General features: G+C 50.1%; 18 protein-coding genes, 1 tRNA gene and 1 pseudogene. 15 read left to right on the forward strand and 5 right to left on the reverse strand.

The features are described from left to right. The first annotated feature begins 343 nt into the window (after nucleotides 1-343). A complete protein-coding gene (locus BEI65_RS18325) occupies nucleotides 344-1,051 on the forward strand; it encodes a heavy metal response regulator transcription factor (protein WP_099064535.1) in 708 nt (235 codons plus the stop codon). Further along, nucleotides 1,051-2,505: a heavy metal sensor histidine kinase gene (locus BEI65_RS18330; RefSeq protein WP_157765461.1), complete on the forward strand. Its 1,455-nt coding sequence runs from the start codon at nucleotides 1,051-1,053 to the stop codon at nucleotides 2,503-2,505. Before BEI65_RS18325 ends, BEI65_RS18330 begins: the two co-directional genes overlap by 1 nt. Nucleotide 2,506: 1 nt before the next feature. Here BEI65_RS18330 and nac read toward each other — a convergent pair whose 3' ends face one another. Then, complete coding sequence (nac, locus tag BEI65_RS18335) at nucleotides 2,507-3,430, reverse strand: nitrogen assimilation transcriptional regulator NAC (protein WP_099064536.1); 924 nt, start codon at nucleotides 3,428-3,430, stop codon at nucleotides 2,507-2,509. A 348-nt stretch (nucleotides 3,431-3,778) separates the two neighbouring features. Here nac and BEI65_RS18340 point away from each other — a divergent pair. The 5 genes from BEI65_RS18340 to BEI65_RS18360 all read left to right on the forward strand — a co-directional run bounded on the left by BEI65_RS18340 (nucleotide 3,779) and on the right by BEI65_RS18360 (nucleotide 8,559). Next, nucleotides 3,779-3,854, forward strand: a tRNA-Asn gene (locus BEI65_RS18340). 290 nt (nucleotides 3,855-4,144) lie between these two features. After that, a complete protein-coding gene (locus BEI65_RS18345; protein WP_099064537.1) occupies nucleotides 4,145-5,053 on the forward strand; it encodes a LysR family transcriptional regulator in 909 nt (302 codons plus the stop codon). 162 nt (nucleotides 5,054-5,215) lie between these two features. Next, nucleotides 5,216-6,244, forward strand: coding sequence for an aldo/keto reductase (locus BEI65_RS18350; protein ID WP_099064538.1), 1,029 nt, complete (start codon nucleotides 5,216-5,218; stop codon nucleotides 6,242-6,244). A gap of 80 nt (nucleotides 6,245-6,324) precedes the next feature. Then, a complete protein-coding gene (locus BEI65_RS18355) occupies nucleotides 6,325-7,311 on the forward strand; it encodes an aldo/keto reductase (RefSeq protein WP_099064539.1) in 987 nt (328 codons plus the stop codon). 261 nt (nucleotides 7,312-7,572) lie between these two features. Continuing rightward, nucleotides 7,573-8,559: an aldo/keto reductase gene (locus BEI65_RS18360; RefSeq protein ID WP_198404481.1), complete on the forward strand. Its 987-nt coding sequence runs from the start codon at nucleotides 7,573-7,575 to the stop codon at nucleotides 8,557-8,559. A 48-nt stretch (nucleotides 8,560-8,607) separates the two neighbouring features. Here BEI65_RS18360 and BEI65_RS18365 read toward each other — a convergent pair whose 3' ends face one another. Next, nucleotides 8,608-9,507: a LysR family transcriptional regulator gene (locus BEI65_RS18365; protein ID WP_099064541.1), complete on the reverse strand. Its 900-nt coding sequence runs from the start codon at nucleotides 9,505-9,507 to the stop codon at nucleotides 8,608-8,610. Nucleotides 9,508-9,648: 141 nt separating this feature from the next. Between BEI65_RS18365 and BEI65_RS18370 the strand changes: the two genes are divergently transcribed. The 8 genes and pseudogenes from BEI65_RS18370 (at nucleotide 9,649) to BEI65_RS18405 (ending at nucleotide 15,178) form a co-directional block, all read left to right on the forward strand. Next, nucleotides 9,649-9,972: a superoxide dismutase gene (locus tag BEI65_RS18370; protein WP_099064542.1), complete on the forward strand. Its 324-nt coding sequence runs from the start codon at nucleotides 9,649-9,651 to the stop codon at nucleotides 9,970-9,972. Continuing rightward, the gene (locus tag BEI65_RS18375) at nucleotides 9,969-10,658 is read left to right on the forward strand and encodes a type 1 glutamine amidotransferase domain-containing protein (protein ID WP_099064543.1); all 690 of its coding nucleotides are present in this window, start codon (nucleotides 9,969-9,971) and stop codon (nucleotides 10,656-10,658) included. Before BEI65_RS18370 ends, BEI65_RS18375 begins: the two co-directional genes overlap by 4 nt. Nucleotides 10,659-10,748: 90 nt before the next feature. Further along, nucleotides 10,749-11,696: an aldo/keto reductase gene (locus tag BEI65_RS18380; protein ID WP_099064544.1), complete on the forward strand. Its 948-nt coding sequence runs from the start codon at nucleotides 10,749-10,751 to the stop codon at nucleotides 11,694-11,696. An 84-nt stretch (nucleotides 11,697-11,780) separates the two neighbouring features. Then, a complete protein-coding gene (locus BEI65_RS18385) occupies nucleotides 11,781-12,815 on the forward strand; it encodes an amidohydrolase family protein (protein ID WP_099064545.1) in 1,035 nt (344 codons plus the stop codon). A 148-nt stretch (nucleotides 12,816-12,963) separates the two neighbouring features. Next, nucleotides 12,964-13,539 (forward strand): NAD(P)H-dependent oxidoreductase, encoded by a 576-nt coding sequence (locus tag BEI65_RS18390; RefSeq protein WP_099064546.1) that lies wholly within the window; start codon nucleotides 12,964-12,966, stop codon nucleotides 13,537-13,539. A 102-nt stretch (nucleotides 13,540-13,641) separates the two neighbouring features. Further along, entirely contained in the window at nucleotides 13,642-14,070 is a 429-nt protein-coding gene (locus tag BEI65_RS18395) for a DUF1330 domain-containing protein (RefSeq protein WP_232519117.1), read from the forward strand. Nucleotides 14,071-14,214: 144 nt separating this feature from the next. Further along, nucleotides 14,215-14,415, forward strand: a pseudogene (locus BEI65_RS18400) (flavodoxin family protein); the annotation flags it as partial. 46 nt (nucleotides 14,416-14,461) lie between these two features. Further along, nucleotides 14,462-15,178 carry an antibiotic biosynthesis monooxygenase gene (locus BEI65_RS18405; RefSeq protein WP_099064548.1) on the forward strand — a complete coding sequence of 239 codons (717 nt, stop codon included), beginning with the start codon at nucleotides 14,462-14,464 and terminating at the stop codon, nucleotides 15,176-15,178. 202 nt (nucleotides 15,179-15,380) lie between these two features. Here BEI65_RS18405 and BEI65_RS18410 read toward each other — a convergent pair whose 3' ends face one another. The 3 genes from BEI65_RS18410 to BEI65_RS18420 form a co-directional block, all read right to left on the reverse strand. Next, nucleotides 15,381-15,998, reverse strand: coding sequence for a dTMP kinase (locus tag BEI65_RS18410; RefSeq protein ID WP_099064549.1), 618 nt, complete (start codon nucleotides 15,996-15,998; stop codon nucleotides 15,381-15,383). 164 nt (nucleotides 15,999-16,162) lie between these two features. Continuing rightward, complete coding sequence (fos, locus tag BEI65_RS18415; RefSeq protein WP_099064550.1) at nucleotides 16,163-16,561, reverse strand: fosfomycin resistance glutathione transferase; 399 nt, start codon at nucleotides 16,559-16,561, stop codon at nucleotides 16,163-16,165. Between the two features lie 35 nt (nucleotides 16,562-16,596). Continuing rightward, nucleotides 16,597-17,052 (reverse strand): GNAT family N-acetyltransferase, encoded by a 456-nt coding sequence (locus BEI65_RS18420; RefSeq protein WP_099064551.1) that lies wholly within the window; start codon nucleotides 17,050-17,052, stop codon nucleotides 16,597-16,599. Nucleotides 17,053-17,224: the final 172 nt, after the last annotated feature.

Genomic DNA, 17,224 nt, shown 5'->3' on the forward strand with positions numbered 1-17,224 from the left:
TAGGTTCGACTCAGTGAAGTGAGAATCCTCGCCCTTTAGGGCGGGGAGCAGTCAAGAATGCGTTTCCTTTTGCGTATTGGGTCTGGAGTTTTGCGGCACACCACCCGGCAGCCAAAGGTTACTGTACGAGCGGGGAACTGACCTCAACGTGACCGCCAGATAACATTCATGTCAGTTAACCGGTTTTTCCCCCAGCCGCGTCCTTAACTGACAGAAATGTCAGCCAGCCGTCAGCTTGACGACCCTATGGCTGTCATAAACTCATCACAGAACGTGATGCCTTGTGGTATGGCTGCAGGTTTCATGATTAATTAAACCCCAGGCAACCATGACGGGAGTGGCCATGCGATTACTGTTGGTTGAGGACGAGGAAAAGACTTCGTCCTACGTTAACCGCGCGCTAAGCGAACTGGGCTATACCCTGGACGTCGCCGGGGACGGGATTGAAGGCTTGCACCTGGCGGTGCAACAGGATTATGACGCGGTGATCCTGGACGTCATGTTACCGGGCAAGGACGGTTACGCGGTGCTGGAAGGCCTGCGAGCCAGCAAACAAACGCCGGTGCTGATGCTGTCTGCTCGCGGTTCGGTAGACGAACGCGTCAAGGGCCTGCGCCACGGGGCGGATGATTATCTGCCCAAGCCCTTCTCGCTGATCGAACTGGTCGCCCGCATTCAGGCGCTGTTGCGTCGCCGTACCAGCGACGGCATTGATGTGACCCAATTACAGATCGACGATCTGCATGTGGATTTGCTGGCGCGTAGGGTGACTCGCGACGGAGACCGCATCGATCTGACTGCCAAAGAATTTGCCCTGCTCAGCCTGCTGGCCCGCCATCAGGGGGAGATCCTCTCCAAAATGATGATCGCCGAACAGGTGTGGGACATGAATTTCGACAGCGATGCCAACGTGGTTGAAGTGGCGATTAAGCGGCTGCGCGCCAAAATTGACGCCCCTTATCCGCAAAAGCTGCTGCACACGGTGCGCGGCATGGGCTATGTGTTGGAAAATCGCCCGCTGCGGCATGATGCCCCACGGATCACCCCTTAATGAAAGTTTCTATTTCCAGCCGCATGGCCTTAATGTTTGCGCTGACTATGGCGCTGCTCATGCTGGTGCTGGCACTGTTTCTGCGCAGCTCGCTGCTGGCCTCACTGCAAAACCAGATGCACAACGAACTGCATTTTCGCCATTCGCTGATCTCGCCATTTATCGAAGCCAAAGGCACCGCGCGCGATTGGCCGATGGTGCAGCAAAAGCTCAATACTCTGTCCAACAGCGAAGGCAACCAGGTGAAATACTGGGTGATCAGTAACGATCCTCGCTACCGTATCGGCGGCCCCCCACCGGCAGGCACCCACTGGTCGAAACTGCCGGACGGTTTCGCTACCGCGCCGGATCCGCAGGGCGGCTGTCCGCTGTATATGTTGATCGCTACCCTGCCGTCGTTAGGGGATCGCCCTGAAGTACGCTATGTGGTGGCCATTGATTCCACCCCCTACATGGGCACCTTGAACGAGTTTACCCGGGCGCTGATGGTCATTTCACTGCTGGGGATTGGGCTGGCGGCCATGCTGGGTTACGCCATCTCACGCATCGGCATGCGCCCGGTGCTTAATCTCAGTGAACAAGCACACAGTCTGGTGCCCGGCACCAGCGGCCAACGGCTGGACAGCGCCGCGTTGCCCGCCGAATTGCGCAATCTGGCAGAATCCTTCAATGGCGTGCTGGCAAGGCAAGAAATCGCGTGGCGGCAACTGGAGAGCTTTAACGCCGACGTGGCGCATGAATTACGCACTCCGCTCACCAATTTGATCGGCCAAACTCAGTTGGGACTGGCGCGGGAACGTGGCGTGCATGAACTGGAAGAACTGCTGCAATCGAACCTGGAAGAACTGGATCGCATGACTTCTATCGTCAACGACATGCTGTTTTTATCTCACGCGCAGGCGGGCCAATACGCCACCCAACTGAGTGAGGTGTCACTGCGCGAGGAGTCACTGAAAACCGCCGAATATGTCGAACCCTCGTTTATGGAAAAGGATTTGGTTATTGAGATTTCCGGGGAGGTGCGGGCGCAGGTCGATCGGCGGCTGTTTCATCGTGCGCTGGCCAATCTGTTAGAAAACAGCGCGCGCCATGCGGCGACAGGCAGCGCGGTGTCGGTACGTCTACAAGAACAACGTGGGTTTGCCGTGGTGGCGGTTGCCAATCAGGGAGAGGCTATCGCCCCGGAGCATCTGACGCGGTTATTTGAACGCTTCTATCGCGTTGATTCTTCGCGCGTGCGCAGCGATATGCACCACGGTCTGGGGTTGTCCATCGTTCGTGCTATCGCGTTAATGCACCATGGCGAAGCATTCGTCCGCAGCGTCGATGGCGTCAATACCTTCGGTTTCTCACTGGCACTGTCACTTCCCGAAGAAAATCCTGGCCCCCCGACTTCCGGGCCAGTGCAGGTCATCCCCGCCATCGGCAAGATTAAGCGGGAAAGTCTGTCCTGATTTACTGCACCAGCGCCAGCACGCGTTTTTCCTGACTGCGGCTGGCGGCGATCGACAGCAGGATCTCTTTCACCACCAGCGCCGGGGCCGACAGGGATTGCTGGCCGGAAATGCACAGCGAAAGCGGCACGCTCAATGACGGAACATTGATCCGCGCCATCCATGCCTTGGCCGGGCCAATCATCGCGCGGGCCACCGACTCTGGCAAAATGGTGGCGCCCAGGCCGCTGGCGATGGCCGCACTCAACGTGCCGGGTGATTCAATTTCACCAATCACGTTAGCGGCCAATTTACGCACCGCCATGGCTTCATCCACCTGGCTACGTACTACGTCCCCCTCACGCGGCAGGAACAGATTCAGTCGCGCAACGTCCAGTAGTTCAACGCTGTTGCCGGGATTCGGTACCGCACGCGTCGCCACCAGATAAAGATCTTCCCGCATTAACGCCGTGGCCTGCAAACCGGCAGGCATTTTAGCGCCGTAGATCACCGCCATATCCAAATTCTGGTTGGCGACCTGCCCGGCCAGCGTCGAACCGATGTTTTCATTCAGGCTGAGCAAAATCCCCGGATGCTGATCGCGCACCGCCTGCAACAGCGGCAAAGCCAACTGCGACGCCAGGCTCCCCGGCGCCAACCCGACCGACACATGGCCGCTCATTGCCTGCCCGGCGCTATTGACCGCGCTTTGCGCCTGTTCGCACTGGCGCAGAATAGTCTGGGCATGGGCATATAGAATATTACCGGCCTCGGTCGGCATTACGCCGCGCTTGGTGCGGATCAACAATTGCTGTTTCAGCTCGCCTTCCAGCGTGGCCAATTGTTGGCTGAGCGCCGGTTGAGCGATATGCAACACTTCTGCTGCCTGCGTCAGGCTACCGATATCGACGATTTTCACGAAATACTTAAGACGTCTGAAATTCATATTGCCTCCGTCGTGCCACTTAACTGCGTATCGCTAAACAGCAGCAAGATCCGGGCCAGAGCGACGGAATAAGAGAAAGCCTGAACTAATCGACGGAAAAATAAGAAAAAATGATAGTGGCCGATTTAATGGCTCTCTCCACAACCTGCGAGAATAGCCCAAGCTTGCACCAGCATAAGGCATGCTGACGCGACCCAGTGGCAGGAGCTGAACCACTGCGCAGCAGTGCAGCAATAAAAGCCATAAAAAGCAGCAGGTTGAATAATCTTGCAGCAAACGAAACGACAAGGCGTTTTCAGGCTTTACAAGCCCAGGCCACCCCGTTATTATTCGCCCCGTTCACACGATTCCTCTGTAGTTCAGTCGGTAGAACGGCGGACTGTTAATCCGTATGTCACTGGTTCGAGTCCAGTCAGAGGAGCCAAATTAGAGAAGCCCGCTCAGGGAAACCTGAGCGGGCTTTTTGCTTTTGGGTTTTGCTGGAAGACCACCAAGAGCGTGAAGCTGAGACAACGTAATCATCAGGATCTTGTACCGTTTCTAATATTCCATGGGCTGGCGCTCAGTGTCTCATTACAGGCTGTAGTGATATAGGGGATGAACAACATCGATATTTATTACCGAGTGGTAGAAGTTAATATCGTGATTGCATGCAGTCCCTGGAGGAGCCATCATAAAAAATCTTGCGTATCTCTCTTTAGACCCAGAGGCTGTATGAATTTAAATCGTGCCGACATGGCAGACCTGATCTATTTTTTGGCCATTGCACGACATCACAGTTTTACCAAAGCGGCTATTGAGCTTGGCGTTAGTGCTTCCACGCTGAGCCACGCCCTGAAGGGATTTGAGGCACGATTGGGTGTCCGGCTTCTGAACCGGACAACCAAAAGCGTTACCCTGACGGCTGCTGGGGAAAGTCTTGCCACCACAATATGTTTGCCATTAGAAACTATTGACTCTGCACTGGAACAATTAAACTTTTATCGCGATGCTCCAGCAGGAAGGATAAGGCTCAATGTTGCAGTCGAAGCCGCGACGTTATTACTTGGGCCCGTCCTGCCTGTTTTTTTTGAACGTTATCCCAATATTGAGCTGGATATCGCAGCGACTAATCGTATTGTTGATGTCACTGAAGAACGGTTCGATGCAGGAATTCGTTATGGTGGGACTGTACCGGAAGATATGATCGCACAACGTCTTTCAGCCGATATTCGTTGGGTTGTGGCCGCATCTCCGGGTTATCTCAACCGATTTGGAACACCTCAACATCCTAACGACTTAATGAATCATCGTTGTATCAGCAACCGACTCGGCGATAACAGAATCTACCAGTGGGAATTTGAGCGAGGAGAGGAAGAAATTACGATAAAAGTTCCACCTCTGCTTACCATCGACCAAGCTGAAACGGGTTTAGTGGCTGTACTCGGCGGATTGGGTCTGATGTATTGCCCTGAACCTCTCATCTCTCAATACCTTAAAGAAGAGCGATTGCGTCTGGTTCTTACTGAATGGGCCTCTCTCGGGCCAGGATTTCATATCTATTATTCCAGCCGACATCAGCTTCCTACCGGTCTTCGTTTGTTAATTGACCTGGTGAAAGAGTTAAAACCCCTGGGTCTTTAGCGAATTAGACCCATTTATGTAAAAAGCTCACTGCTCCATTCGACGGCGGCTACTGGTTCAGTCGCTACCGCTGCCTTAACCTTACCTCTAATAAATCATTGGGCTGATAGCGCTTTCATTGTTTAGGTTCGCGACCTACAGCCAGGTTGTAAGGAGAGGAATATGCAATATGTGAATCTTGGCCGAAGTGGGTTGAAAGTGTCACGACTTTGCCTCGGTTGCATGAGTTATGGTGAACCAGAGCGTCTTCCTCAACCCTGGTCTCTGGATGAAAAGGTTTCACGGCCTCTGATTCGCCAGGCACTTGAAGCCGGTATAAATTTTTTTGACACAGCCAATATTTACTCCGGCGGTAGCTCAGAGGAAATTGTGGGTACGGCATTGAGAGAGATGGCCCGCCGTGACGAGATTGTCGTTGCTACGAAAGCATTTTTCCCATGGAGAAACTCACCAAACACCGGGTTTCTTTCCCGTAAAGCTCTGCTTCAGTCCATCGACGACAGCCTGAACCGGTTAGGTATGGATTATGTGGATCTTTATCAGATTCATCGCTTCGACCCTGGCACCCCAGTGGAAGAAACCATGGAGACACTGCATGATTTGGTGAAAGCAGGAAAGGTTCGCTATCTGGGTGCTTCATCAATGGAAGCCTGGCGCTTCGCTAAAATGCAGCATATCGCTGACCGTAACGGCTGGACGAAATTTATCTCCATGCAACCGCAATACAACCTCCTGTATCGGGAAGAAGAGCGGGAAATGCTCCCCTTGTGTGAAGATCAGGGTGTTGGTGTGATCCCATGGAGTCCAATGGCGCGCGGCAGGTTGACACGTGACTGGAGCGAAACCACCCCGCGAACGCAGAATGATGCGTATGCGCTCAAAATGTATCAAAACACCGCTGAACTGGATCGTAAGGTTGTCGAAGTCGTCGCGCGCATCGCGGCCGAACGGAACGTACCGCGCGCTCATGTTGCCTTGGCATGGCTGCTTTCAAAATCGACGGTAACGGCACCTATCGTTGGCGCGACAAAAGCGGAGCATCTTGCAACAGCAATTGACGCGCTCGATTTTACGCTTTCATTTGACGAAATAGTGGCACTCGAAGCGCTCTACATGCCACATCCTGTTGATGGCATTGTGCCGCCGCTGCCCGGGGAGCAGCCAACCCTTTCTATAACCCGCTCAAATTAAGCCGCTGCCACGGAAGGCAAACATTATCTTTTCAATTTTTAATTCTGACTGAACTTCTCATCTGTAAACAGGATAATGACATGCAATACACCCATCTTGGCCGCACAGGCTTAAAGGTCAGTCGACTTTGTCTCGGCACCATGAATTTCGGTGACATGACCGATGAAAAAACAAGTCATAACATTATGGATGCTGCATTAGATGCTGGCATCAATTTTATAGATACGGCGGATGTATATGGTTGCCCGCAGTCTCCTGACATTACTTCGGGAAACGGCTTATCGGAAGAGATCATTGGTCGGTGGCTGTCCAGAAGCGGCAACAGAGACAAAATTGTACTCGCTTCCAAAGTTTATCAACCAATGGCAACCGGGCCGAATGATAAGTATTTATCGGCATATCATATTCGTCGCGCCTGTGACGCGAGTCTGAAACGTCTCAAAACCGATCACATTGATATCTATCAAATGCATCACGTAGACAGAGCGACACCGTGGGATGAGATATGGCAGGCGATGGAACAGCTGATCCGCGAAGGAAAAATTACTTACGTAGGTAGCAGTAACTTTGCCGGGTGGCATATCGCCTGCGCTCAGTCCGCTTCAGCGTCACGCCATCTGCTGGGACTGTCATCTGAGCAGAGTATTTACAATCTCGCCCAGCGCGCGATTGAACTGGAAGTGATTCCTGCTCTACGCCATTACGGTATGGGTCTTATCCCATGGAGCCCATTGAGTGGTGGTTTGCTGGGTGGAGTGCTAGAAAAGGCCAGAACCGGGCGTCGAGCCACGCCAGAAATGAAGAATAATATCACTCACCATTTTGAAGCATTGCAGAAATGGGAAACACTTTGCCTGGACTTGGGTGAAAAGCCGGCAGATGTGGCTTTAGCCTGGCTGCTGCACAATCCTTCAGTTACCGCGCCTCTTATCGGCCCAAGGACACGGGAACAACTTACCCTGGCTTTACGTGCTGTTGAAATTACTCTCTCCGAAGATACCTTGCGCTGTATTGATAAAATCTGGCCCGGGCCCGGAGGTGAGGCTCCCGAAGCCTATGCATGGTAGGCGTGTATTAGCAAAAGGCAGGACTCGTTTGACGCGAATTAATAGAGATACTTAAGAATGGGGAAAAGCTCAATGCCAAATAATTCTGAAAATAAAACATCCACAGAAAATCTACATTCCTTAAGCCGTCGTAAGTTTATTGGAACAGGACTTATGACGGGTATGGCAATAGTATCAATGTCGACTATCAATCGAGCGTTTGCCCAAGCTTCACCGTCTTTGAATTCTGTCGGACAGCAAGATATCCATTCCGAACGGCGGCTGCCCCGGCGAAAACTCGGTTCCCTGGAAGTGTCGTCGATTGGAATGGGATGCCTGCCGATGGTGGGATATTACGGCGGGGGACCGCGAGACCGCCAAGCCATGGTGTCACTGATACGGGCTGCGGCAGACAATGGCGTGACTTTTTTTGATACGGCGGAAGTGTATGGCCCCTACCTTAGCGAGGAATATGCAGGTGAGGCGCTGAAATCCATACGCGACAACGTTGTCATTGCCACAAAATTTGGATTTGGCGTTGAGGAAAATCATCCAACCGCTCTTAATAGCGAACCAGGTCACCTGCGTCGGGCCGTGGAAGGGTCTTTGAAACGCTTAAAAACAGATCGTATCGATTTGCTGTATCAGCATCGGCCTGATCCCAAAATACCCGTTGAAGAGGTCGCCGAAACGGTCATGGCACTCATCAAAGAGGGGAAAGTTTTACATTGGGGCCTCTCTGAGGCAAGTGCAAGCACCATACGTCGGGCCCACGCGGTTCTCCCTCTTACAGCAGTTCAGAGTGAATACGCCATGTGGTGGCGTGAATCTGAAACCAAAATCTTTCCGGTACTTGAAGAACTGGGTATAGGTTTCGTCCCCTACTGTCCGGTAGGACGGAGTTACTTTGCCGGAGCAGTTAATTCCCGTCAGCGTTTTGATAAAACCGATCGTCGCCATAATCTACCTCGTTTTACCCCGGAGGCAATGGTCTTTAATCGCCCTCTCTTGCAGTATGTTCAGGATTGGGCGACGCAAAAAAACACGACCAGCGCACAACTCGCTCTGGCATGGACGCTGGCGCAAAGACCGTGGATAGTGCCGATTCCAGGGACTACGCAATATCCACACCTGATAGAAAATGCAGGTGCGGCTCATGTCGTTTTTACCAGTAATGAACTTCGCGAATTCAATGCGGGACTTGCACGCATAGACATTACGGGAGAGCGAGCAGATCCCTTTACAGAGAGTCAGTTTGATAAAAGCTGAACGAAAAATCGTCGCTCACGTTTGAAACTTTAGTGAGCGATCTTCATTTTAAGCGGCGGTTCTTTTGATTAGAAAATCAATCAATGTCTTCACTCTTTTGGTCTTGCCCGCGTTTTTAGGATAGTAGAGATAAACGGGTGGGTATGTTTTCCAGTATTTCTCCATCACGGGAATAAATTGCTCTTTATCCGGCTGTAAGCTGTGAATGGGTTCAAACAATCTTCCGATACCCAGTCCGCTACGTATTCCATCGGCCATAACGTCAATATCGTTGCTAATTAACTGGCCAGGCATTTCAACAGTCAGCTGTTCCCCATTGTGATCCAGAATCAGTGGAAGAATGCGGTTATTGGTGATGAATCGATAACCGATAAGGTTGTGCTGATAGAGCTCGGCGGGCATCGTTGGGGTACCGAATTCCTTAAGATAGGACGATGACGCATACAACCCTTCCCGAAACGGCTTCATCAACTGGCGGGCCACCACGCCGCCCTCCAGAATATCGCCAAAGCGGATCCCCAGATCGAAACGGTCATCAATAATTTTAACTGTGCCGTCGTAGACAGAAATTTCAAGTTGAACGCCTGGAAATTGCTGACAAAAGGCCGCCATAACCGGTTTGAGTATAAGCAGGTAAGCAAAACGAGAAAGCGTAATTCTGACCAGGCCTGATGGCTCCTGGCTCTGATCGCGGATATTTTCCAGCGATTTTTCAAGCGAGTCCACCGCCGCTGTAGTCTGTTCCAGCAGCTGTTGCCCGGCATCCGTCAGTTCAATACGCCGTGTTGTACGCACAAAAAGCGGGTGACCGATATGTTGCTCAAGCTGCTTAAGCGCCTTGCTGACGGAGGGAGGAGTAATCTCGAGCTTTCTGGCGGCAGCAGTGATACTGCCTTCGCGGGCAATGCTCTGAAAGATGCGTAGCTGGTTGTAAATCACGTTATTCATCACATCATCCTTAAGCAATGGCCTGTTGATTATTAACTACAGGCTAAAAATCCTTGAGTCAAGGATGACCTAATCTTATCTAAATCTCGTGCTTATACTTCTTGTCTGTTCCCAACGAGTAGTTAAATACAGGAGACTGAAATGCGAATTTTGTGTCTGGATATTCCCACTTCCGACGCCACGCTGGAAAAATACGCTCCCCATCTAAATTCAGAAGCATTACATGCCTGGGGTTTATATAAATCCGGCGTTATTCGGGATATCTATTTTCGTCAGGATCGACCGGGCGTAGCGATTTTTCTAGAGTGTGACTCTGTTGAAACTGCCCGCACGGTGATGGCTGACTTCCCGCTGGCAAAAGCCGGTCTGCTTGCCTTTGAGTGTATTCCCCTAGATTCATTTACCAACTGGGAAAACCTCTTTGCTGAAGAGTTCAAGAGTCAGTCAGAGGAAACAATTAAATGAAATCAGATCATAAACCCGTACTGTGCATCGTCACCAGCCATCCTATCAAAGGAGCCTCAGGTGTCCCCACTGGCTTCTATATGGCCGAACTCACCCACCCTCTGAAGGTACTTGAGGAGGCCGGGTTAGAAACAGTCATCGCCAGCATTCGCGGGGGCCAGCCGCCGGTTGACGGTTTCGATCTCAGCGATCCCGTTAATGCCTGGTTCTGGAACGAGACTGATTTCCAGCATCGCCTCGCCACCACGCCGCCATTATCTGAGCTGAACGGTGTCGATTATTCCGCCGTCTTCTTTGCTGGCGGGCACGGCACTATGTGGGACTTCCGAGATAACCTGGATGCACAACGCATCATCCGGGAAGTGTACGAAAACCGTGGGATCGTGTCAGCGGTATGCCATGGCCCTGCAGCGCTGGTTGACGCAAAACTCAGCAACGGTGAATACCTCGTGAACGGCAAAAATCTGGCTGCCTTCACTAATAAAGAGGAAGACGAAGTTCAGGGAACAACTGTGGTTCCCTTTTTGTTGGAAACCGCCCTGCGAGAACATGGTGCACTTCATCATGAAGCACCCAACTGGTCTGAAAACGTGGTGACAGATGGCCGTTTGATCACCGGTCAGAACCCAACTTCAGCACACGGCGTTGGCATAGCGCTGGTAAACGCGCTGCGCCAGGTAGTTTGACGGCGGACACTACATTTTGTCATCGCGGGTTAAACCTCATTCTGGCCGGCCGGTGAGTGCTTCCTCCGGCCCTTTTTTCAGGAGGATATAATGAAAAAATTACCCAAAATAGCCTTAGGAACCTGGTCCTGGGGAGTGGGATTTGCGGGTGGAGATACCGTATTCGGAAACCACCTTTCCGACCAGCAGATGGAGCAGGTCTTCAACAATGCCATGGATAAAGGACTTTATCTGTGGGATACCGCCGCCGTCTACGGAATGGGAAGTTCCGAAACAGCGTTGGGTAAGTTAATCAGCCAGTATCCGCGTGAAGAGATAATCTTATCTACTAAGTTTACGCCACAAATAGCCGACAAGCAGTCAGCTATGCCTGTGAGTGACATGCTTGAGGAAAGTCTCGGGCGTCTGGGCGTGGAAGAAATTGATATCTACTGGATCCATAATCCTTCCGACGTGGAAAAATGGACGCCAGATCTTATTCCGCTTTTGCAGAGCGGCAGGGTTAAACAGGTTGGGGTATCCAATCACAGCCTGGAACAAATAAAGCGTGCAAATGCGATCTTGAAACCGGCCGGTTTCTCTGTGAGTGCCGTTCAAAATCACTACAGCCTGCTCTACCGAACCTCGGAAGATGCCGGGATCCTCGACTATTGCCACAAAAACAATATCACCTTTTTTGCCTATATGGTTCTGGAGCAAGGTGCGCTGAGTGGTCGTTATAACTCGCAAAATCCTATGCCCGCTGGCAGTGGGCGTGCTGAAACTTATAACAACGTTTTACCGCAGTTGGAAAAATTAACGACGGCGATGAAGACGATGGGGAATGCCAGAAACGCCAGCGTGGCACAAGTTGCCATCGCATGGGCAATAGCCAAGGGCACCCTGCCGATCATAGGTGCGACCAAGGTTCATCATGTCCTGGACGCTGCCGGCGCAGTGGAAATTCAGCTTAACGCTGAGGAAATGGTAACGCTGGAACGCCTTGCTCAAGAAGCAGGTGTGGATACACGCGGGGCATGGGAAAAACCTATGGTCTAGCGAGCGGCTCGGAGAAGGCCGTCAGGTTGCACCTTTACCTGTCGGCTTTACGCCGTCCAAATAAGCCGTGAACAGGAGCAAGCGATGAAAATTATTTGCCTTGAAGAACATACTCTGGATAAAGCGCTGGGTATGGCATCCATGCCCGCAGCACTTGCACAGGCTCCCTTTCTGAGCGACTGGGGAAAGACGGTTACTGATGGCAATCATCTGGACCGAAGTCGACCCCAAATTGAACAAAACGATCGGATTAACATTAAAGGCACAGACATCGGCAGTGGGCGTCTGGACGATATGGACAAGGCCGGCATCACCATGCAGGTTCTTTCGGTGGGAGGATTTCCGCACTTGGCTCCAGCCACTGAGGTGGTAGATTTAAACCGCGTGGCTAACGATCGTCTCGCTACTGCAGTTAACGAACATCCAGACCGCTTTGCTGCATTCGCCACACTTCCATGGACTCAGCCCGATGCGGCAGAGAAAGAACTTGAACGAGCGGTTAAAACGTTAGGCTTTAAAGGCGCTCTGCTGAATGGCAGGCCATCAGACAATTTTCTCGACCATCCGGATTTCGACGGACTGCTGGCCCGATTCAACACTCTGGGCGTCCCGCTTTATCTTCACCCCGGACTTCCCGTTAGCAGTGTGCAACAGGCTTATTACTGCGGCTTCAGTGATGAAGTCACCGCCAGGTTATCGATGTTTGGCTGGGGCTGGCATCACGAAGCGGGCATTCACCTGCTTCGGTTAATCCTGTCTGGCGCTTTTGATAAATATCCAAATCTGCAGGTCATCAGCGGTCACTGGGGAGAGATGCTGCCATTCTGGTTACAGCGTTTGGATGACAGCATCCCACAGGCCGCTACGGGATTACGACGCACCATTACCCAGACCTTTCAAGAACAGGTTTATGTGACGCCATCCGGCATGCTGACGTTGCCCTATTTTCAATTTATCCATGCGTTGATGGGGACCGAGCGGATCCTTTTCTCTGTCGATTATCCCTACCAGACGCTGGATGGCGTGAAGACATTTATCCAAAGCTTGCCCGTTTCAGAAGAGGATAAAGAAGCGATAGCCTTCCGCAATGCTGAGCAATTGCTCGGATTAAGATCTTGATGAAAACGGGCCTGCATGAGCATTGCGCCATCAGGGTTAATTATTAGCTTTTAGCTAAAAGTCATTGAGCTATTAATACCCTAAAAAACAAAATACGGTCGTTCTATACTGGATACCTGTTAAACACTTAACCTTTAATTAATTAAAAATGACAAATATTCTAATTATCTCCGGTCATCCGAATCTGAGCGAGTCAATTGGTAACGCAACTATCCTCAACGAGGTTGCCTCGGCGCTACCAGAGGCTGAAATTCGCCGTCTGGACTGGCTCTATCCTGACTACAAAATTAATGTTAACGAAGAGCAGGAGAGCCTGCTGAAAGCTGACGTGATCGTCTGGCAATTCCCCTTCTCCTGGTATTCACTTCCAGGAATAATGAAGCTATGGCTGGATGAGGTTTTTGTTCACGGATTCGCACACGGTTCAACGGCCAAACTTGGCGGTAAAAAACTTATTCTTTCATTTACTACCGGTGCACCACAGTCTCTCTATTCATCGAATGGATTATTTGACCATGACGTTGATGATTACCTTACCCAGTTTAAAACCACCGCCAAACTTTGCAGTCTGGATTTGCAAAAACCTGTGTATACCTGTGGCATTAGTTACGCAGACAGGGATGAAAATAAAATAGCGCAACAAAGAATAATGGCCAAGGAACATGCATCCAGATTGATAGCGCTTTTGAAAAAATCGTCCCGGGAATTAAAACTGGCCCTGTAAAGGAGCGGTGCCGATTATTAATTATCACTCGGTGAGGGGAAAACATTGCAATGCTTAGCGAGTATGCCTTCTGTCTGGACATATTTAAGGGGTGGAAATACAATGCAATATATGCAACTGGGTAAAAGTGCCTTAATGGCATTTCGTAATAAGGCAGGAGGATATATAGTGAAAAAAATGATACTGGCTTGCCTTGTAGTATTTAGCGGGATTTCATCTGCGCTGGCAGTGACACCTGCCTACTATGTTGCAGAATTTCAGTCTACCGATCGAGAAGCGATCAAGCCCTATAGTGCTCAGGTTGAATCTACTTTCAGTCCCTACGGTGGACGTTTTATCGTTCGTGGAGGCGAGCCTGACATTAAGGAAGGGTTTGGCGCACAAGGAAGGCTGGTAATTATTAAATTTGACAGTTTGAAACGCGCTCAGGATTGGTACAACTCTCCAGAGTATCAGAACCTCATACCAATACGTCATCGTTCAGGGAATTCTCGTACCTATATCGTTGAAGGTTTACCTGAGCATGAATGAGATAAACCATAGAAATATCACCAGTTCGAGTCGTTTATTTCACCCAGAAAGTTAAAGGAGAAGGGAATGAACTGGATTGAACCAGGCAAGTTTGCAAAATTCATTACGTTATTTTTTATGTTTACGGTACCGGTCTGCAAAGCTATCAGCACTGCCTCTGGAGGAGCATCAACTTACGGAAATGAAGGTAGAATTGGTGTTACGCTTGCCGATGTCTTCCTGCCTATGAAAGCCAGCGCCCTCCATGCCGGTATGACTTACCTCCCTCCGCTTGTCTTCCAGGGAGCCAGTAGCGATAAGTTACCTCAATATCAGCGCCAGCTTATTGAGCGTCTGAAGATGTAATCAACAACCGATTACTCTATAACAAAATAATAGAAAAAGGTATTTTATGAAAAACATCGTAACCATGACACTCTGTCTGATGATAGGTAGCCCCGCATTTGCAAACAGTTCGATCTTACTGGATAAAACCGTTATGAACATTTTTGAACTTGGCATCAAAACAGGGAAAGACCAACAATATGATGAAATAGCCAGAAACAATATTTCCAAATCTGTTGCGAATGAAAGCGGCACACTGGCAATGTACTCACTCAAACGCAAGGATGATCTCAGCCATGCATATATGATTGAAATATATAAAAACAAATCAGAGCACAATCAACATTTAAATTCAGAGCAGTACAAGGAATTTATTTATCATGCTCCTGAAATTATAAGCCATAAACGAAAAATTGATGTCATACCACAATTTATCGGCGATAAGAGAATCGTACAAAACGCAACAACGATAAATAACCTGGTGATTGTCGATGTAAAACCCGAGTACCAGCAAGCGTTCAAAAAAATCGTCTTGACGGAAATGGCTGAGTCATTGAGGCTTGAAAATGGTGTGCTGGCCATGTATGCCGCAATCGAGGTAAATAATGAAAACCGCTGGTACTTCTATGAAATTTACGCCAGTGCGGTTGATTATCAACGGCACAGAGAGACGCCGCACTTTCAGGAGTATATAGAACAAACGGCAGCAATGACAACCGGGAAGGAGTCAATCCCTATTGTGCCGGTCTTTCTGAAAAATAAAGGCATTCTGCATGTCGATTAAAGATTCTGTAGATAATATGAGGATCCAGATTAGCAAAGATGTCAAATTAACTGCCTTAAGCAAGAGCAGGGGCACCCTTTGAGTCAGAACCCGTTGGAAGCGCTGCCTTTTGTGGCAGACAGCGGATTTCATCCGATTAAACCGGATTCTGGAATTCAGCCACAGGCTATGGCAGGTCAAACTCTGCCCGCAAAACCGGTGCCTATGGGCATCCAAGCACTCTGTAGATCTCAGTGATCACCTGCATCGTTGCGTCTTCGATGGTTCCTTCATTACGGCATAAAACCCAGCCGTGATTGGCAATTTCTCGCTCGAACGCCTTGGTACAAGCGACTTGTTCTTCCAGCTTATAAATCACCGTACTACTTAGCCCACGCGATCGGGCCGCAGCCCTCGCCCATGAAATATCAGGCGCAGTAACCACCCCGACATGCAGATCTGGCGTTCGCACGTTTCGTTCCATGTTAAGCTGTAAAATCTCTGCAAATGGCACCATCCGGCGAAACGCGGCGTCCGACGGGTACCAACGATCCATCAAGATAATACTGTCCGGTGGCTGTTTAGTCAGCACTTGCTGGGAAATCCAGGCACGGCTATCTGCAAGGCGCTCACAAACCTCCAATTCCAAATCCAGGGTGGGATTTCTGGCGAGCTGGTTAACGAGGGCCATTGTTTCCCCCCTGTAGGGATCGCTTTTTTTCTCGCAAAGTCGGACCACCTTCTTGTTGTCTGCCCTTAGTACTTTCGTCATGGCCTCCAACAGTGTGGTTTTACCGGCTCCTTTGGGCCCATCCAGAGAAACAAACAGCTGACGACTCATGCTTGAAATGACGATTGATATAGGTTTTTTGTATAGCTTGCATCTGGCAAAAACATCTTATTTCCTTCGTATGAATAGCTGCCCCCCTCTTCGTTCGTTGGAGCCGCTTGGCACGTCAGCGCGAACCTAATCGAGAGCACTTATAAACAGACATTGATGAACATTCAGAAGAACTCCATTCCTTCATATGGCTGAGTGCGGCAAGCACGGATGCGGCTCTCAAGGTCTCCATCATGGATCTCAAGCCTGTGGCCATCGGGGTCTAAAAAGTAGACGGACTTTCCCTCGCTCTTGTTAGTTTTCCATTCTGTAACACCAGACGCTCTCAACCGTTCAACAAACACATCGAATTCTTCGGTAGGAATACTGAATGCATAATGCGTGTAGTCATCACCAACAGAGACTTTATCCACTGAAAGACACAGCCAGAGCTCACCCAGCGAAAGATAAGCTCCATGAGCCCATTTGGCTTTAGGTGTGAACCCAAGCGTCTCAACATAAAAATTCAGACTGTTTGCTACGTTACTCACTGCAAGGGTGATGTGATTTATTCCGGTCAGCATGCAGAACTCTTTAGCAAGGCGCAGAGGGATTTAGTTTATATTTCTTTGCACATAAAGACACTTAATGGGTCTGCAGCATAAGGGGGAAAGGCCTCACAAATCTCATACCCGCATCTGCGATACAGTGCTATGGCAGGTTGCTGGTAAACCCCTGTTTCAAGACGCAAAAGGCGGTAGCTGTTTACTGAAGCAATACTCTCAATTGCGCTAACAATCTGCTCTCCAAGCTTCAGGCCCCGAAATTCCGGGCGAATGTAAACCCGCTTAATCTCAGCTGAACCCTCGCCCTGAAAGACCAAGGCTCCACATCCTGCAGGAGTACCCTTCTCATCGCGTGCGATGACACACCGGAGCTGTTCATTGCTGACCGTTGAAAGGTTGAGGCAGTGATTACTTTCTGCGGGATAAAGTTCGCTCTGAAAGGCATCAAGCTCACCGATTAGGCACCCTAACTCAAGGTCGCCCTTATCAACTTCTGAAATGTGAAACATCAGCTACCCCTGATTTATTTTTAGCTTTTAAATCTACCATATCTTTTCTAATTGGCCTGCTCACCATTGATGTCAGCTACGTCCACGGCTGGCACAAAGTGGTCAAACAGAAGTGACCTAATGGTCTGTGATGAGCGAACAGCGGACATAAAAGATTTGGCTTATGCTGCTG

The organism is Serratia sp. BW106 (assembly GCF_002607755.1).
GTDB classification, from domain to species: domain Bacteria; phylum Pseudomonadota; class Gammaproteobacteria; order Enterobacterales; family Enterobacteriaceae; genus Serratia; species Serratia proteamaculans.

Excerpts from the sequence above, each read along its gene's own strand:
- BEI65_RS18325 (WP_099064535.1), top strand. The coding sequence starts at position 344 with ATGCGATTACTGTTGGTTGAGGACGAGGAAAAGACTTCGTCCTACGTT.
- BEI65_RS18330 (WP_157765461.1), top strand. The coding sequence starts at position 1,051 with ATGAAAGTTTCTATTTCCAGCCGCATGGCCTTAATGTTTGCGCTGACT.
- nac (WP_099064536.1), bottom strand. The coding sequence starts at position 3,430 with ATGAATTTCAGACGTCTTAAGTATTTCGTGAAAATCGTCGATATCGGT.
- BEI65_RS18345 (WP_099064537.1), top strand. The coding sequence starts at position 4,145 with ATGAATTTAAATCGTGCCGACATGGCAGACCTGATCTATTTTTTGGCC.
- BEI65_RS18350 (WP_099064538.1), top strand. The coding sequence starts at position 5,216 with ATGCAATATGTGAATCTTGGCCGAAGTGGGTTGAAAGTGTCACGACTT.
- BEI65_RS18355 (WP_099064539.1), top strand. The coding sequence starts at position 6,325 with ATGCAATACACCCATCTTGGCCGCACAGGCTTAAAGGTCAGTCGACTT.
- BEI65_RS18365 (WP_099064541.1), bottom strand. The coding sequence starts at position 9,507 with ATGAATAACGTGATTTACAACCAGCTACGCATCTTTCAGAGCATTGCC.
- BEI65_RS18370 (WP_099064542.1), top strand. The coding sequence starts at position 9,649 with ATGCGAATTTTGTGTCTGGATATTCCCACTTCCGACGCCACGCTGGAA.
- BEI65_RS18375 (WP_099064543.1), top strand. The coding sequence starts at position 9,969 with ATGAAATCAGATCATAAACCCGTACTGTGCATCGTCACCAGCCATCCT.
- BEI65_RS18380 (WP_099064544.1), top strand. The coding sequence starts at position 10,749 with ATGAAAAAATTACCCAAAATAGCCTTAGGAACCTGGTCCTGGGGAGTG.
- BEI65_RS18385 (WP_099064545.1), top strand. The coding sequence starts at position 11,781 with ATGAAAATTATTTGCCTTGAAGAACATACTCTGGATAAAGCGCTGGGT.
- BEI65_RS18390 (WP_099064546.1), top strand. The coding sequence starts at position 12,964 with ATGACAAATATTCTAATTATCTCCGGTCATCCGAATCTGAGCGAGTCA.
- BEI65_RS18395 (WP_232519117.1), top strand. The coding sequence starts at position 13,642 with ATGCAATATATGCAACTGGGTAAAAGTGCCTTAATGGCATTTCGTAAT.
- BEI65_RS18405 (WP_099064548.1), top strand. The coding sequence starts at position 14,462 with ATGAAAAACATCGTAACCATGACACTCTGTCTGATGATAGGTAGCCCC.
- BEI65_RS18410 (WP_099064549.1), bottom strand. The coding sequence starts at position 15,998 with ATGAGTCGTCAGCTGTTTGTTTCTCTGGATGGGCCCAAAGGAGCCGGT.
- fos (WP_099064550.1), bottom strand. The coding sequence starts at position 16,561 with ATGCTGACCGGAATAAATCACATCACCCTTGCAGTGAGTAACGTAGCA.
- BEI65_RS18420 (WP_099064551.1), bottom strand. The coding sequence starts at position 17,052 with ATGTTTCACATTTCAGAAGTTGATAAGGGCGACCTTGAGTTAGGGTGC.